This is a genomic window from Lactobacillus helsingborgensis, assembly GCF_000970855.1.
GTDB lineage: Bacteria > Bacillota > Bacilli > Lactobacillales > Lactobacillaceae > Lactobacillus > Lactobacillus helsingborgensis.
Window position 1 is genome coordinate 377,852 of sequence record NZ_KQ034047.1, and the last position, 16,661, is coordinate 394,512.

General features: G+C 34.3%; 17 protein-coding genes and 1 pseudogene. 5 read left to right on the plus strand and 13 right to left on the minus strand.

Annotated features, from left to right (window positions below; all coding sequences use genetic code 11):
* Positions 1 to 4: 4 nt before the first annotated feature.
* From JF73_RS07655 to JF73_RS07690, 8 genes are all read right to left on the minus strand, one after another.
* On the minus strand, positions 5 to 424 hold the full coding sequence (locus JF73_RS07655) for a PTS sugar transporter subunit IIA (RefSeq protein WP_046327683.1): 420 nt from the start codon (positions 422 to 424) through the stop codon (positions 5 to 7).
* On the minus strand, positions 408 to 1,868 hold the full coding sequence (locus JF73_RS07660; protein WP_046327684.1) for a BglG family transcription antiterminator: 1,461 nt from the start codon (positions 1,866 to 1,868) through the stop codon (positions 408 to 410). The genes JF73_RS07655 and JF73_RS07660 overlap by 17 nt, the downstream gene beginning before the upstream one ends.
* A gap of 213 nt (positions 1,869 to 2,081) precedes the next feature.
* A complete protein-coding gene (phnE, locus tag JF73_RS07665) occupies positions 2,082 to 2,894 on the minus strand; it encodes a phosphonate ABC transporter, permease protein PhnE (RefSeq protein ID WP_038524350.1) in 813 nt (270 codons plus the stop codon).
* Positions 2,894 to 3,697 carry a phosphonate ABC transporter, permease protein PhnE gene (phnE, locus tag JF73_RS07670; RefSeq protein WP_046327685.1) on the minus strand — a complete coding sequence of 268 codons (804 nt, stop codon included), beginning with the start codon at positions 3,695 to 3,697 and terminating at the stop codon, positions 2,894 to 2,896. The genes phnE (JF73_RS07665) and phnE (JF73_RS07670) overlap by 1 nt, the downstream gene beginning before the upstream one ends.
* Entirely contained in the window at positions 3,690 to 4,463 is a 774-nt protein-coding gene (phnC, locus tag JF73_RS07675; protein WP_046327686.1) for a phosphonate ABC transporter ATP-binding protein, read from the minus strand. The genes phnE (JF73_RS07670) and phnC overlap by 8 nt, the downstream gene beginning before the upstream one ends.
* A gap of 21 nt (positions 4,464 to 4,484) precedes the next feature.
* Positions 4,485 to 5,411, minus strand: a complete 927-nt coding sequence (gene phnD, locus JF73_RS07680) for a phosphate/phosphite/phosphonate ABC transporter substrate-binding protein (protein WP_046327687.1) — start codon at positions 5,409 to 5,411, stop codon at positions 4,485 to 4,487.
* A 336-nt stretch (positions 5,412 to 5,747) separates the two neighbouring features.
* Complete coding sequence (locus tag JF73_RS07685) at positions 5,748 to 6,674, minus strand: phosphate/phosphite/phosphonate ABC transporter substrate-binding protein (RefSeq protein WP_046327688.1); 927 nt, start codon at positions 6,672 to 6,674, stop codon at positions 5,748 to 5,750.
* Positions 6,675 to 7,181: 507 nt separating this feature from the next.
* On the minus strand, positions 7,182 to 7,673 hold the full coding sequence (locus tag JF73_RS07690) for a universal stress protein (protein WP_046327689.1): 492 nt from the start codon (positions 7,671 to 7,673) through the stop codon (positions 7,182 to 7,184).
* A 142-nt stretch (positions 7,674 to 7,815) separates the two neighbouring features.
* Between JF73_RS07690 and JF73_RS07695 the strand changes: the two genes are divergently transcribed.
* Complete coding sequence (locus JF73_RS07695) at positions 7,816 to 8,616, plus strand: tyrosine-protein phosphatase (protein ID WP_046327690.1); 801 nt, start codon at positions 7,816 to 7,818, stop codon at positions 8,614 to 8,616.
* 24 nt (positions 8,617 to 8,640) lie between these two features.
* Positions 8,641 to 9,117, plus strand: a complete 477-nt coding sequence (locus JF73_RS07700; RefSeq protein ID WP_046327691.1) for a nucleoside 2-deoxyribosyltransferase — start codon at positions 8,641 to 8,643, stop codon at positions 9,115 to 9,117.
* Positions 9,118 to 9,480: 363 nt separating this feature from the next.
* Here the strand turns inward: JF73_RS07700 and JF73_RS09555 are convergent, their stop codons facing one another.
* Positions 9,481 to 9,573, minus strand: a complete 93-nt coding sequence (locus tag JF73_RS09555) for a putative holin-like toxin (protein ID WP_081945322.1) — start codon at positions 9,571 to 9,573, stop codon at positions 9,481 to 9,483.
* A 409-nt stretch (positions 9,574 to 9,982) separates the two neighbouring features.
* Positions 9,983 to 10,648 (minus strand): annotated as a pseudogene (locus tag JF73_RS07705) (type 1 glutamine amidotransferase).
* A gap of 144 nt (positions 10,649 to 10,792) precedes the next feature.
* On the opposite strand from JF73_RS07705, the gene JF73_RS07710 reads away from it, so the two are divergent.
* Together JF73_RS07710 and JF73_RS07715 are read left to right on the plus strand one after the other, a co-directional pair.
* Positions 10,793 to 12,403, plus strand: coding sequence for an ATP-binding cassette domain-containing protein (locus JF73_RS07710; RefSeq protein ID WP_046327692.1), 1,611 nt, complete (start codon positions 10,793 to 10,795; stop codon positions 12,401 to 12,403).
* A gap of 114 nt (positions 12,404 to 12,517) precedes the next feature.
* On the plus strand, positions 12,518 to 12,859 hold the full coding sequence (locus tag JF73_RS07715; protein ID WP_046327693.1) for a hypothetical protein: 342 nt from the start codon (positions 12,518 to 12,520) through the stop codon (positions 12,857 to 12,859).
* Between the two features lie 106 nt (positions 12,860 to 12,965).
* Here the strand turns inward: JF73_RS07715 and JF73_RS07720 are convergent, their stop codons facing one another.
* The 3 genes from JF73_RS07720 to JF73_RS09560 form a co-directional block, all read right to left on the minus strand.
* Entirely contained in the window at positions 12,966 to 14,360 is a 1,395-nt protein-coding gene (locus JF73_RS07720) for a DHA2 family efflux MFS transporter permease subunit (protein WP_046327694.1), read from the minus strand.
* A 310-nt stretch (positions 14,361 to 14,670) separates the two neighbouring features.
* Positions 14,671 to 14,934: a hypothetical protein gene (locus tag JF73_RS07725; RefSeq protein ID WP_046327695.1), complete on the minus strand. Its 264-nt coding sequence runs from the start codon at positions 14,932 to 14,934 to the stop codon at positions 14,671 to 14,673.
* Between the two features lie 467 nt (positions 14,935 to 15,401).
* Positions 15,402 to 15,548 carry a teichoic acid D-Ala incorporation-associated protein DltX gene (locus tag JF73_RS09560; protein WP_084608710.1) on the minus strand — a complete coding sequence of 49 codons (147 nt, stop codon included), beginning with the start codon at positions 15,546 to 15,548 and terminating at the stop codon, positions 15,402 to 15,404.
* A gap of 232 nt (positions 15,549 to 15,780) precedes the next feature.
* Here JF73_RS09560 and JF73_RS07730 point away from each other — a divergent pair, with 232 nt between their 5' ends.
* The gene (locus tag JF73_RS07730; RefSeq protein WP_046327696.1) at positions 15,781 to 16,632 is read left to right on the plus strand and encodes a GIN domain-containing protein; all 852 of its coding nucleotides are present in this window, start codon (positions 15,781 to 15,783) and stop codon (positions 16,630 to 16,632) included.
* Positions 16,633 to 16,661 lie beyond the last annotated feature (29 nt).

A 16,661-nucleotide genomic window follows, 5' to 3' on the forward strand; every position in this document is an offset into this window, starting at 1 on the left:
TTTTCTACTTTATTTGGTAAATTTTGTTCTTCTCAAGACCAAAATCATGCTCAACTTGTTCTGGTCGACAATTAAAGAATTTAAGCAAAAACTTAAACTCGGGACTTGTAAGTTTGGGGTTAACACACATCACCATGACCTTATTGATGGGATATATTTTTTTACTGTATAAAGATTCCCAATGGGCAATATTTAACAAAAACAGGTACAGCCCGAAATCAGCAGTTATTTGTGTACTAATTACATGCAAGATGATGGTTTTATGACCAACATAGGTTTCCCCTAATTTTTCGCGCTCAATTATTTTGCGTTTGATATAACTTGAGCTTAAATACGGCGCTTTTTTTCTGATATAAATTTCAGCAAGTTCCAAAATATCTGTTGTTTGCGTAACTACCGCATAAAATTCAGCCGTAGATGGCATTTTTTATCTTCTCCTTGTCTTGTTTATTCAACATCGCACTAACCAAGACATATTTATTCGATATATATGAAGGCAGTTCTACAGTAGAAATAATGAGATCTGTTTTAGAGCCGTTGTTCAGCCGGTAAAGCTGTTCATCAAGCGAGGAAATCACTTTGTCGACAACAATATTGCTAAACTCTTTTTGAATTTTTAGCTTCAATAATTCAGAAGTTCCCACTCCGCTGGCGCAAACCACCCAAACATGATATTTTTTTGTAATCTCCTCGATATTTTTTTCAAAATATAAAGTAATAAACCCCACTTCATTTTTTGAAATTAAGGGTATTTTCATTTGCAGGCATAACTGCTTAGATTCTTGCTCAATCGCTGCAAACAAATCTTTATATTCAACTTGAATATCCGGTAAAAGTTCATTTTCTACTGAAATATTGTTTTTAATCCGGTTCATCATTGGCCCAATATGGCTGATCAGTTCCTTCTTTAATACCGGCTCATCGATTTGAGGTTTTATTTTCTGAGCCACACGTTGAATCAACTGGGAGGTAAAGGTTTCAACGCTTTTAGAGTAGAGGGATTTTTGATCCGGCTGACTTGACCTGCCAATAAAGCGGGAGGAAAGCAAATACTTAAACAAATAATTGATTTCAAACTTCGAAATCTTTTTGACAATGAATTTCTCTACATTTTCAATCACTATTTCCGCAATTCTGTATAAATCATGATTTTGTTTGATTTCATGTTCGGGAACAAAAATTTTATTACTGTAATTTTTGTCAATCTGCTTTCTTGCTCTCTGAATTAAAATATATAAATGTGAACAAATATTAATGTCATAGGGATAAGGAATCTTGGTCGCACTTAATTGTTCGATGATATTGATTTGTTCTTGAATGAAAGTTAAATCAATTTCACTAATCCCATCAATTGGCACCCTATTATTTTTTCCCTTATGCCAATGTAAAAGGGAATTGATTTTTTCACGAATATCATCTTCTTTGCCCAGCACCGCAACCTTCTTGCTTTTCTGAGTTAACGTTAAATTTGACTTACTGAGAATATTCTTGATTTTGAGCAAATCAGCGTTGATCGTTGACTCGCTGACATACTCATCTTTATACAAACTGTAAATTGCTATTGGTTGAGGTGAATTAAACAAGATTTTCAAAATTACTTTTTTCCTGCGAAGCTCGGGACTTTCCTTATCAGAAAAAGAAGCAGCTTGCTGAAATTTCTTGAGTGCCGTATTTTTGCTTAATGTGTAGCCCTTGCTTTTTTCGGAGTTGATGATTTTAACTTTTTTATTTCCGTTAACGCTGTTAACATGGCGATAAACAGTTTTAACAGATACGTCAAAAGCTGCAGCAATCTTGGCAGCACTCGTATATCCAGTTTGTTTTTCTAAAAAATTTAACAGCTCCTTATCATTCATCTTGTTTTTCAACCAAGTACCTCCTTTTCATACCTACATTTTATTTCTGAAATTATTCATAAAAATTATTTGAATGTCCCCTTTAGCGGACATTCAAATAAACCGCTTACATATAGAAAGTATAATTGCTGAAAAAAGGTGCTATTAAGAGCAGCTTGAAAACAAAAAAGCGTAATAGCAACTATAAAAAGTTGATATTACGCTAATAAATTTATTTTTTAATTTTTATACTAATTTTTTACGAATCCAGCCGGAAATCCAATCAATCACAATAACCATAATAATGATGCCAAGTAAGATTATTCCTACCCGGTTCCATTGCCGGTACTGCAATGCGATGATTAACGGATAACCGATACCGCCGGCGCCAACCAGGCCCAAGATTGAAGCAGACCTGATAGAAACATCAAAGCGGTATAACGTATTTGAAATTAGAGCAGGCATCAGATTAGGCAAAGTAGAAAACATAATGATATTAGTTTTGGAACCGCCGACCGCAGTTACTGCTTCGTTAGGACCATCATCCAAGTTTTCTATTGCTTCAGAAAACAGTTTGGCAAGCATCCCCACTGAGTGAAAGCCAAGAGCCATCACTCCGGCGGCAGAGCCTGGTCCTACTGCCTTAATAAACATCAATGCCAAAACAATTTCTGGAAACGATCTAATTATTGCCAGTACGATTTTACCAGTCCGTGACACATACCAATGCTTGTGTTTAGTATTTGCTGCCCAGAAGGCAAAGGGCAGTGAAATAATAGCAGAAATAAAAGTTCCTAAAAACGCAATGCAGACAGTTTCCCACAGTTGTGAAACCAAATCTTCTCCACTACCGTTATAAACATAGGACCAGTCAGGGTGAAAAATGCCAGAGAAAATCGCACCAGCAATTTGACCGGCTGTTTCTTTAATCCCGCCAAAGTCAATTCCAGTGCAGGACCATATCACCAGCCCAATAGTCACAATTGTGATCAGCCAGTGCAAGATACGTTTTTTAACATCAATCGGCCTAGGAGGCAGCTTTTTCATAATTGTATCCATTATTGCATCAACGCCTCCCGTGATTTAGAAGAAACATAATCTATCAGTACCACTACAATGATAATCACAATGATAATTGTGCCCGTCTTAGGGTAATCAAAGACTTGCAGCGTTTGTTGCAGGTATAAACCGATACCACCGGCACCGATATAACCCAGAACGGTAGATGCTCTGACATTTATTTCAAATGCGTACAAACAATAAGAAATAAAATACGTAATTACTTGTGGCAGAACTGCAAAAACTATAATTTGCAATTTGTTGGCGCCAACAGCTGTTAATGCTTCAATCGGACCGGGATCAATAGTTTCAATAGCCTCATAAAACAGCTTGACTACAATTCCGAAAGTACAGATAGCTAGTGCCAAGACACCAGCTACAGGTCCAATCCCGACAATAGCAACGAAAATGGCACCTAATAATAGATCAGGGATAGTTCTGATGATATTCATGATTACCCTGAGAATGCCAGTAATCGCCTTATTTTTAACAATATTGCGGGCAATTAATAAAGAATAGATAAAGGCTACAGCTGAGCCGATTACGGTTCCTAAAATTGCCATTTTAATTGTTTCAAGCAAAAGCGGAATTACTGTTGCCATGTATGACCAATCGGGATGCAGCATTTGCAGAAAAATATCAGCAAATTGACCGAAGTTGGCAAATAACGCACCTAAATCTGTTTTAGTTTCATTAGTAGAGATAAATAAACCCGCAATGAAAATTATGACCCACAGTAAATTTAAAATCTTAAACTTTTTCTTAGGCAAAGCCAGCAGCTTTTCCTGTTCCGTGCTACTCATCTTGGTCACCACCGGAATAAATCTGATCAAACGTTGATGCTGGCGTATCGGACATCTTGCCGTCATAAATAATTTCACCAGCACGAACGCCGATTACCCTTTTACCAAATTCCTGTGCGAGCTGAACGCTGTGCAAGTTAATAACAACAGTCATACCATGCTTTTCATTCAGCATTTGTAAATCTTTCATTACACGACGAGAGGTTTGCGGATCAAGTGAAGCTGTCGGCTCGTCCGCCAAAATGATATCAGGGTTCTGTGTCAATACCCGGGCAATAGCCACGCGTTGCTGCTGCCCCCCAGATAGTTCATCAGCACGAGAATAAACTTTATCTGCCAAATCAACTTGCTGTAAAGCATCATAGGCACGCTGTTTATCTTCCTTTGTAAAAAGGTTTAACGACGATTTCCAAGTTGGATAGTACCCTACTCTACCCGTTAAAACATTACGCAAAACACTTGAGCGTTTAACTAAATTAAAGCTTTGGAAAATCATACCGATATGCCTGCGCAACGTTCTTAATTTTTTACCTTTGGCCTTAGTAATTGACTCACCGTTAATCAAGATATCGCCCTCGGTAATATCAATTAAACGGTTAATCGACCTTAAAAGCGTTGATTTGCCGGCGCCGGATAAACCTACAATAACAACAAATTCACCCTTATTAATAGTTAAATTGACGTCTTTTAAACCAACAACATCTTTGCCATAAACTTTCTTTACGTTTTTTAATTCAATTATTGGCTTAACTACAGAATCTGCCATTATAAACTTCCTTTGTATCCCTTATTTTTTGGTTGATTCGATAATATCTTCATACTTGCGTACAACGTTAAAGTCACTGTCCTTAGTGTGGACGTATCCTTCATGAGTATAGATACTCTCGATAATCTTTTTACCCTTTTTAGACTTACCAATATCAATAAATGCGTTAGCCAATTTCTTTCTAAATGACTTAGACATACTTGGAACTACAGAAATAGTATCGTTCGGAATTGGTTTAGTAAAGTAAATTGGCACCACTTGACTCATAATTTTAGGGTTGTCATCTTTAACAATTGTCCGCGCATCTTCAAACACGAAAGCAGCATCAGTATCACCGTTAAGCACATTTAAAACTGCTTGATCTTGACCAGTAACAGTTACTAACTTGCAGCTCTTGCGCACATCAAGGCCTTTTTCCTTTAATTCAGCAATGGGGAAAACGTAGCCGGCTGAGGATGTGGGACTTTGAATAGAGATTGACTTGCCCTTTAAATCTTTCCAGCTCTTAATTTTAGAATTCTTCTTAGCTACAATTTCGGCACGATAGAAGTTAACTAAATCTTTAGTTGGACGCCCGTTTGGTTGCTTAACACCATATCTTTGTGCCTGCAGTAAAACATCTGCAGCACCTTGCTTATGAGCTAAAATGTAACCATTTGGCGGTAAGAAGCCCACATCAACTTTTTTGGACTTCATGGCCTCAACCACCGTATTGTAATCAGTTGACATCGACACATGTACTGGAATGCCCAGCCGATCGGATAACATTTTTTCCAAAGGCTTTGCACGTGATTCCAGCTTAGTGGCAGCCTGGCTAGGAACGAATTGCACGTTCAGAGACTTAGGCGTACCGCTATCTTTGCTCTTTTCCTTATTAGAGCAAGCTGCCGTCATGAATGCCACCAAAAAAACAGCAGCAAAAGCTAATATTTTTCTAAATTTTTTCATCATGCCCTCCCAGACATAAAAAAAGACTTTAGCCAAAAACACAAACGTGAATTAAACTAAGTCTTTTAATAACACTTTTACTAAAAAAGCGAACAATACCTTCTTTTTGAAGAAAGTGAAAAGGCTTTTTTGCAAAAAAGTCAATGAACGCTAGGCGCCGTTGATATTTTTGCATTACCTTCACACTCCTTTCAACATACTGTATTTATTCTATCAAATAATAGCAGAAATATTTTATTTAGAAAAGAGAATAGGTTGGAAAAATTATTTTTGCTGATGAAAAATTTTCAAGTTTGTTTTATTGACGCTTTTTTGAGAGTGTTATTTGTCTGGAATTTATTTTTTGGTAGAAGCGATTAACTTATCATACTTTCTGATGATGTTATAGTCACTATCTTTGGCATAAGTGTAGCCTTCGTGACTGTAAATACTTTCAATCAATTTTCTACCATCTTTGGATTTGGCAATTGAAATAAATGCTTTAGCTAATTTCTTTCTAAATGACTTAGGCATACTTGGAAGAACTGAAATGGTATCGTTAGGTATTCTCTTGGTAAAGTAAATTGGCACTACTTTACTCATAATTTTTGGTTCGTCCTTTAAGACATCATTTCTAGCATCTTCATAAACAAAAGCTGCATCAGTATCGCCGTTTAAAACGTCTATCACTGCTTGATCAGCACCAGTAACAGTGACTAATTTACATTTTTTAGTTACATCTAAACCTTTTTGCTTTAACTCAGCAATAGGGAAAATATAGCCGGAGTCAGAAGTAACATCGGTAACAGAAATTGATTTGCCCTTTAAGTCTTTCCAACTCTTAATTTTTGAGCCTTTCTTGACTAGGATTTCACCACGGTATGAATTAACTAATTCCTTAGTTCTCTTACCATTTGGTTGTGTAACGCGGTAGCGCTCAGCTTGCAATAATAAGTCTGCTGCTCCTTGCTTATGCGCCATGATATAGCCGTCTGAAGGTAAAAAGCCCACATCTACTTTTTTAGACTTCATAGCTTCAACTAGACCATTATAGTTAGTTGACATTGAAACATGTACTGGAATGCCAAGACGTTTAGAAAGCATCTTTTCCATTGGCTTAGCTCTTGCTTCTAGTTTATTGGCAGCAACGCTAGGTACGAACTGAACGTTGATTGATTTGGGTGTATTGCTGCTTGAAGACGACTTTTTATTTGAACAAGCCGTAGCTCCGACTGTTAATAATAGTAAAAAACAGGTTATCAGAAATTTTTTGATTTTGGTCATTTGTTCTTTTACTCCTTAAAAATGATATTCACAATGACTTTATTTTCAGGTTAAATACCAAAAGTTTTACTAAATTTAACGTATTCTTCTTTTCCCTGAAAATATTAAATTACAAACTAACGACCTTCATTAACACCCGTTTTTGTTATTCATTATTTCCTCCAAAATTAACAACTAAAAAAGGGCAGAATATGACCTAAATCATATAAAGCCCTTGAATTTCTATTTGATAAAAATGAACAGCTTAGACTGTAAATAATAAACTTATTCTCTATTACTACTAGCCTTTAATTAACACAACTGCGTTCATTCAGTGAATAATATACCAAAAGGTTCGTAAAAATTCAACTATTTAATTTAAGTTAGTCATTTTATTGCTCAGTATAAATAATAATCACGAACATTTTTGAGAGCAAAAAGCTATTGTTAAAAGTAATCCAGCCAACAAAAAAAGCACACAAAGAGTTGTATGCCATTAGCAACTTTTAAAAATATCAAATTTCTAAATTATTTCTTTTTCCGTTCTAGTTTAAGTGGTTTATTGTCAATGTCCGTTCTGACGATCAAAACATCTGCTAATGCATGCTGGTTAACATACTCAGTTACTGAACCCATTAACATTCTTTCAACTGCATTTAATCCAGTTGCACCCATAATAATTAAATCATTGTGGTGATCTTTAATAAAGTCATAGGAAATAATTGCTTTGGGGCTGCCATAACGGATGTGATAATCAATATCATCAAAACCCAAATTATCATGAGCCCATTCAGTTAGACTCTTAAGGTACTTTTCTGTATCCTGCGTCATCTGATAAACCGTGTCCCCAGTAATTAAGGTATCCTGCATTTGTCCCAGAAATTGTCTGGTATCAATTACGCTTAAAACATCAATATGGGCGTTTTCAGTCATTGCAATTTTAACTGCTTTATCAAAGGATCTTTCTGCCGATTCTGAACCGTCGACTGGAACTAAAATATTAGCTTTTTTTGTTTCCATGTTCTCACCCTTTTGAAATATATTATTCTTTTATCCATTTTACCATATTTTAGATAACAACTATGTTTTTTTATAATTGTTTATATACTAGTTTATTGCTAAAATTAAGTGTAATTGTCAAACGCAAAGGTGGAGGTATTTAATGACCCAAAAACTTAAAAATCAACTAATTGGCGTAAAAAGTGGCCGTAATTTTCGCGAATTGGGTGGCTATCAAACCAGTATCGGTAAAACAGTCAAAATGCATAAATTACTGAGAACTGCTAACTTGGCAACGCTTGATCAAACTGATCTGAAGTTTTTACAAGACTATGGCGTAAAATATGTCGTTGACTTTAGAAGTAAAGACGAAGCTGAAAAAGAACCTGATCGCATTCCTGAAGGTGCTATCTATAACTTCGATCCCGTCTTCAGCGAAGACTTGACGGAATCTTCAAAAGGCATTGACGAAATTCTCAGTCAAAAAAACCAAGATCCTAAAGCTGGATTTGACCACATGTTTTTGGCATACGACGATATGATCAAGAGTGAATCGGCGCAAAAAGCATACCGGCACTTTTTTGATGTACTGCTAGCTAATGATCAGGAAAATCAAAGTGTAATATTCCACTGTACTGCTGGTAAAGATAGAACTGGTTTTGCGGCATTGTTGATTTTATCAGCACTTGAAGTGCCTTTTGAAACTATCAAAAAAGATTATCTTTTGACAAACGTTGCTACTAAAGACTTTGTCCAGAAATTTTTACAAAAAGCAAAAGATGAAGGTGCTGACGAGGCCACTTTAAACATCTTAAAAGATTTACAAACCGTTCATTCTGAGTATATTGACTTTGTCATTTCAACTATAAATAAAAATTATGGTAGCGTTGAAAACTACTTACATGATATTATGAGATTAACTGATGATGAAATCAGTAAGTTGCGTGAAATATATTTAAAATAGTTTTAAATGGTAAGGAGAAATTTTATGACTAAGACAAAAACTGTTTATTTTGGTGCTGGTTGGTTTAATGATAAGCAAAATGATGCTTATAAGAAGACAATGAAAGCTTTAGAAGAAAACCCAACCATTGACCTAGAAAACAGTTATGTTCCTCTAGATCATCAATATAAAGGCATTAATGTCGAGGAACATCCCGAATATCTGCGTGATCGTGAATGGGAAACCGCTACTTACCGCGGTGATTTAACCGGTATTAAGACCAGCGATGTTATGATCGGCGTCTATTTACCAGATGAAGAAGATGTAGGTCTTGGTATGGAATTAGGTTATGCTTTGTCTCAAGGAAAATACATTGTATTGGTTATTCCTGATGAAGACTACGGTAAACCAATCAATTTAATGAGCTGGGGCGTTTGCGATATTGCCCTTAAACTGAGTGAAGTAAAAGACTTTGACTTTAATAAGCCTCGCTTTGACTTTTACGACGGTGCTGCTTATTAAAGCTGTGTTTAAACAAAATTAAATAAGACATATAAAAACCGTTTCTATTGAAACGGTTTTTGTGTGAGCAAGATATGATTCTTCAAGGCATTTTAGCTTAATGCGTAAAATTAACTGCATATTATTAAATTAATGCTAGCTTTGCAAATTAAAATACCTTGTATTATTTTACGCTATGAATACTGCTCTATAATACTTAATTGCACCATAAAAGTATCCATGCTAAAATACATATGTAAGAAAAAGGAAGACTTACGCCGTATGTCTTCCTCACGTAGAGCCGCCACAAAGGACGGTAACTGCGCTTATATTAGTTTTACATTAAAACCGCCCAGCTAGTCTCTAGGGCGGTTTTTGATTTGCTCATTTATCATGATGCTTGTCAATAAACATTAACAAGGTCAAGATAAACATGCCAAAGTTAAGCATTAAACTTAACGCTTCGGCAGTGCTCATCAACTGCTGCTCCCTTCTTTTGGGAGATTGGAGTATGAATCAAGATAGTTCATAGGCCTCACTTCCTTCATGAAAGCGGCAGCTACCGTCCTTTTAACTTTTCTACGCTAATTAAATTATAACAAACCAATCTCAAATATTAACCAGATTTTAGGAAAATTACCTATAATCATATAGGCCAAGCCATTAAAATGGCTTGGTTTTTATTTTGAAGGTTATTTCAGTAGTTACAATACTTATTAATATACGCCCCAAATGCTAATCATGCCTCTGCCATGGTATCTGCCGTTTATAATTTTGAAGTAAGGTCTGTCCCATCAGATAGTTCGTTTCTCGTAGTATAGCAATTAAAGTTATAGGAACAAATAAAGCGACACTTTTTAAAACAAATTTTCTAAATCTAAATTATTTATTCTGTCAAATAATCTAAAATGCGAAACATTGCCCTTTTATTTTCTTTAGGAACAGGATGTTCAATAATTTGCTTAGCTGTTTGTTTAAACATCGACCCAGAAAGATATTGAGAATCGTTAACCACAATCTCTTTGATATTATCTTTTTCTGGTTCTAAGTGAAACTGCAAACCAACAGCTTGCTTGCCTAAAACAAAACCTTGATTTTGTAAATTAGCATTAGAAAATAAAACGTCAGCCTCTTTTGGAATGTCAAACATTTCTTCATGCCAATGCAATACTTCTAAACTTTCAGGTAAGCCGGTAATTAATTTGGATTGCAATTTGACTGGCCCCCAGCCTACTTCCTTAACCGGCGCCTTTTTAACCTAATAGCCTAAAGTTTTAACAATTTGTTGGGCGCCAAAGCATACTCCCAAAATAGGCTTTTCCTCCTGAAATAGCTGCTTAATTAACTGGCGCTCTTGCTTAATCCATGGCAGATCGTCATTTGGACTCATTGGACTACCTAAGATAACTAGTAAATCTGTTGTGGCAGCTTCAGGCAAAATGCCAAACTGATAGGGATGATATACATAAAAGCCATACTGATGCAGGTCGGCCCATTCCTGAATTGAACCGGGGCCTTCGTTTGGCGTGTGTTGTAAAACATTAACTCTCATCACTTTGTTCCTTTAAAATAAATTAGCACCACAGTGTTTTTACTAAAATATTCAAATAATAATTTAATATTATTATAATTTAATGATAAAATGAAGTTTAAGTCAATTAAAGCTTTTTATATTCCAATGTACCGGGAGAATGCAATGTCTTTCAAAACTTTTTTTAAAACACTACCTAAGTCGTTATTATTGGGAATTCTAATTGCAACTATAATTTATTCTTTTGATGGCGTGGTTTTATCTTCAGTAGTTTCAAATGTGACGTTTTTCAACTGCCATACACCCGCTATAAAAGCAGTGTTGTATATCATAAGCAGTTTGCTGGCTCTGGGATTAGTTTATTTCGCCATGACCCTAAAGCAAATCTGGATCAATCAGGCAATCAAATTAATGAATATCAAAATAAAAGACAGCTTTGTTTACGGTCAGATAGTTAACCCAGACTTTGCAGCAGTTGCTTCAGATAATGTTTCAAAGATTTTTAATGACTTCAAGCTGATTGAAACTAATTATTTTAAAAATTTTTTTGAATTGTGTGGTGCCATTTTGATGGCTGCAATATCCAGCTTTTATATTCTTTGGCTTAATTTTGCAATTGGGATTTTATTCATTTTATTTTCACTGCTGCCAATGCTTTCATCCAAAATTTTTGGCAAAGTATTAAGTGATTCCTCTGAAACTTGGCAAAAAAGTAGCAGCACTTATTTAGGCAAAGTAACCGACTTGTTTAATGGTATTCGCACAATTAAAACTTATTTAGCTGAAAAAGCAATGTTTGCAGATACCGAAAACTACTTGCAGCAAACAGAAAATTCGTACAAAAAGATGAATGACTATCAAGCTTGGGCAATTTTTCTCAGCGCTATTCTTTCTGCATTGAGTTTTATTCTTCCTCTTGGTGCAGGTTTGTTTTTTGTTATCAATGGTCAGGCTGAACCAGCAGCTATTATCGCCATTTTCTTAGCCAGTGACCGTGTCGTTGGGCCTCTGAGAAATGCCGCACAATGCCTAAATGAGATGAAGACGACAGAAAATATTCGTAAAAGTCTCAAACTGTATCCGCTTGAATTTGCAGAAAACAAGAATAGTCACCTTAATTCTCCTAGCATCAAGATAGATGATGTCAGTTTTGCTTATAATGACAAAAAGGTGATTTTGACAAATTTAAGTTTAACAATTCCATTCAGAACCAAAATTTTAATTACTGGTAAATCCGGTGCAGGCAAATCAACAATCTTCAACTTAATAGAAGGCTTCATCAAACCTACAAGCGGACAAATTTTTCTTCAAGATGGTTCTCAAGTAGTTAAAAATATCGCTGGTTCTGGTGAACTTGCTTATATTGCTCAAAGTCCATTCATGTTCAATGACACTTTGCGTCTTAATCTGACTCTAGGTAAAGAGTTTTCGGATGAAGAATGCGTAAAAGCACTAAAAGCAGTCGGTTTATCAGCAGAACTAGGTGATAATTGTTTAGACAAAAAGTATGGTGAAAATGGTGCAAATCTGTCAGGTGGACAAAAGCAAAGAATTGAAATTGCTCGTGCACTGATTTACCGTAAAAAGATTATTTTAGTAGATGAGGCCACCTCGGCTTTAGATAATGAAACAGGTAAAAAAGTGCAACAAGTAATAAACAGGTTGAACTGCACTGTGTTGGAAATTGCACACCATTACGATGAGCAAATATTTAAAGACAATAACTTTAAACATTACGAGTTAAAAGATAACACTCTTTTGGAACGGAATAACTAAACTCAATACATATTTTTTATTAGTCAACTACACAATGTCCTAATAAGTAGTAGTTACAAAAAAGATTGCTTTTTTATTATGTAATCTTATTAAATTTAATTTTGAAAGGTTCAAATGATGCTGAAGTATAAACTTAATCCGAAAATCGCCTTATTTTTAATGGGTATTTTACAATTTTTAATTGGCATTCTTTTTATTTATTATCACAAAAATAAGATAGCTATATATACTTATTTTTTCTTTGGTGTGATATTACTGCTAGGTGCTATTTTCATTAAAACCACCCACCCTGTAAAAATTATTCAAAAGGCTAATCTGGATGGCGGAGAAAAGTTTTGCAATTGCTCAATTTTAGCACTTTTAGCATTTTCTCTACTAGCAATACTTTTTGATAGGACTAATCGAACTTCATATATTCCGCAGATTGATGCATACTTATTTCTTATCCTATTTTAACCTGCCGGTTTTAGGAAAAGTAGACCAATGTTCATTTTTAATATTGGAAGATGTTTACCCAACGTCAATCGCAATTATTGTGCTGAATTAAAAAAGTACCTGAAAATTAAAACAAATTTTGAGATGCTTTATTTTTTAATTTAGTAAAAATAAAGCAAACTAAAATGCAAACCAGTACGATCAAAGATAGGAATACTAACATATTGTAATTTAGTTTTAGACCTGCCAATGCCGCCAACTTTTTGTTTTTAAAACCTGTTTGCGCCAAGGTTACTAAAGAAGCTGCTAGTGCTGTGCCTATCGCCCCAGAATATGATTGGACGGTCATAAAAATAACATTCCCATCATTTTTGACATCAGTCGGAATATGGGATAAACAAAAAGTCATGATATTACCGTAGCTAAATCCCAAGCCAAATATAAAGCTGATATAAATAAAGGCCATGTTGGTAATATTTGGGTTTAAAAAATTAGCAATTATAAAAGTGAGAAGAATTATTACTACTCCAAATATTATAGGTAATTTTTGATTAACCTTATCATAAATTATTCCAGCAAACGCTGAAACAACCGCATCTGTAATAGCAGCAGGTAAAACCAGCAAACCAGCTGTGGCCGTTGTTTGTGCAAAAGCTGTCTGTAACACGTTGGGTATCAAAAATGACATGCTTAGTGACATTAATTGCAACAGAAAAAATGCCAGCAAAAAGAAAGTAAACTGCCAGTTTTTAAATAAACTAACTTTTAAAACTGCATGCTGACTATGCTTTTCAACCAAAATAAAGAAAGATCCAGTAATAATAGTGATTAATGCCAGTATTAATTGCAGGCAAATATTATTGCCACTGGTAAAACCCAAAAGTACAAATAAAGCGGACAGGAGAAACGCAATTAAAAGTAATCCACCCTGAAAATCAAATGGAATTTTTTCAGTTTTAGTAGTTTGAGTGATACTAAACTCGCCTAATACCCAGATCAATATAATTACTGGGATAATAAACAAAAATAAATTCTGCCACTGAAATAGTTTTAGAACTATTCCACCGTATACTGGACCAACTGCAGGAGCAAAAGCAATAACAAGAGTACCGAGCCCCATAAACATGCCAACTTGCTTTTGAGGTGATTCTCTTAAGATTATTGAAAACATTAGTGGCAAACCAATGCCGGCAGCAACTCCTTGTAAAAGACGCCCAAATAGCAATAAAGTGAAACTTGATGAAATACCTGCTAAAAAAGTACCCAGCAAAAAGCATAAAACAGCTATTCTAAATAAAGAAACAGCTTTGAATCTCTTTTGTAAATAGGAACCAAAAGGAATAATGATCGTAGATACCAACATATAGCCTGTTGTTAGCCACTGAACCGTTCTGGCAGAAATATTAAATTCAGTCATTAATTGGGGAAAAGCAATATTGAGTGCTGTTTCTATCACAATTCCCAAAAAACTAAGTATTCCCACTGAGAGTATTGAGCCAATTAGCTTACTATTTTTTACCATTGAAATTCTCAATTCCTTTTATCATTATTTTTTAGATACGATATCTAATTAAATAAGTATATTACAGTAATATGTTGTACCAGTTAAGAAAAAGCGATTGAGTAGAATATTGTTTTATAATACAAAATTTAAATTGACAACTAAAAAAGCAACATAATAAATTGCTGTTAATTTTGACAAAGTCATCTATACTTCTGCTAGAGCAATTGTTTTTGTACTTAAAAAGCTCCAAGCTATATCTAGCTTGGAGCCAAAATATTAGCAAAAAGATTTGTTAAAAATCTGTCAGCTAATTTTGATTAGCAAACGTTTATTTTATTGCCCGACGATCTTTTAAAATATAAAAAAGACCTAACAAAATAAGCAAAACCATTACAGAATAAAAAGACGGCAAAATTTGACCAAATTGAAAATCATATATTACCATTTTATAGGCTAATAAGGAAACGGAGGCTAATATCAACACCATTCCGCGATTAGTTCTAAGAAATTTGATTATTGGATTATCTTTATAAGTTTTACCCAAAAGCCAACATGCATTGATCAAGGCTATCAATGCAACTATTTCAGTCATGTATTTATCCTCCTTTCCAAATTAGCATATAAAAGCCAAACTGTTACGTCTTTATAAATAAGTTAACGACTTTTTGATCGACGAAATAAATCTGATGTAATTATTGATTTACCTCTAAAATAAGAATAACACTAAATTATTATTTTTAGTGTGAAAAATCGGCACATTTTTGAGCACAATAAGCAAAGAAAGAATACGATTATGATAAATTGCTGGTTGCTAATGCTCGCATAGCAATTTGTCAAAATGACAAACAAACGGCTCTAGACCAAGTCAGTTTATTACAAAAAATTGGTGCCGCAAAGCTAGCAAAAAGTTTAAAACAGGAAGTTAAACAGTTTTTATGATTAAAGCTCCTCTTTAAAATTAACTGTACTTACCTACAGAACTAAAGCCCTTGAAACTAAGAATTTCAAGGGCTTTAGTTTTTTTAGCAACTGTATCATCAATGTAGCAAGTATCATTTTTTAGAATTCATTATAAATAAAATGAGCAGAACTGATACCCAAATATTGATACAAATAAATCAAAAAAAAGATAATGACAGCATAAATAAATATTTTTAAAGTAAAACCTATTATATTTTTCCAAGAAGTTCGATGCATTTTGCTCATTTACTCTTTCACATCCTATCAATCTATCTAATACTTTAACTAAGATAATATATTGTATAATATAGTTCAAGATAGTATAATATGTTTATTAATAAGTAATGGTAATTTTTATAATTAATAAATAGTTGTCTTACTGACATTCCTATAAACATTACAACTTTTTACGCAACTAAAAAGTCTGGCACATTGCCAGGCTATTCCTACGTTAAAAGCTTTATAACGGAGGCATAAAATGAAAAAAATTTATAAAATAGGGATATTTTGTGGAATAATCGGTGTGCTCTTATTTGCGTGTGTGAAAATAAATGGTGCTTTGCAAAAGCCTCAAGTAACAGAAGCCGATACCAATCAAACTACCAAAAGAGTTTACACAGTTAAAAAATTTAATAAAATCAAATTTTCTTCCTATAGACCTAATACTATTGTTACTTTAGGTAATAAATACCAAGTCACAATTAAAGCAAAACGTGGCGGAAATGCACAAAAAATTAAAACTAAAGTTAAAGATGAACAATTGACTATTTATGATAAGCCGGAAAAACATTTTAATGATGGCTATTATGAAGTCACTGTCACTGTACCAAGTAAAAACGCTCTGAAAAAAGTGTCAGGTTATTTGCGGGGGGGCTGCGCACTATTAGAGAAATTGGATATTCCTGTTATCAACCTTAAGTCAAACATTGCTTATTTGGCCCTCGATCATATTTCTTCTCAAAACGTTAAGTTAAAGATTAAACATCAAGTTTTAGACGTATTGGATTCAAATTTACAAAATTGTTCCATTAATATCGGTAAAGGCAATATGACTTTTGACGATAGCAAGATCAAAACTAAAGTATTCATTGCCAAAGGCGGCATGCTTATTAATGATTGTACTTTCTCTGGTAATAGCTCGTTTACTCTTAATAAGGGAGTATTTTCAATGACGGGTGCACCAAAAATTAGTTATGATTTGCGCGTTGATCCTAAGCATAAAATCGAAACTGACACTAAAGATTATCATCATCGCTTATCTATTTTCGCAGCGAACAAACCAATTGTTAAAGTAACTAGCAAAAATGCGAATATAGAATTTTACAAATAAATATAGTGGCTTTTTACCTGTAGTAAAGC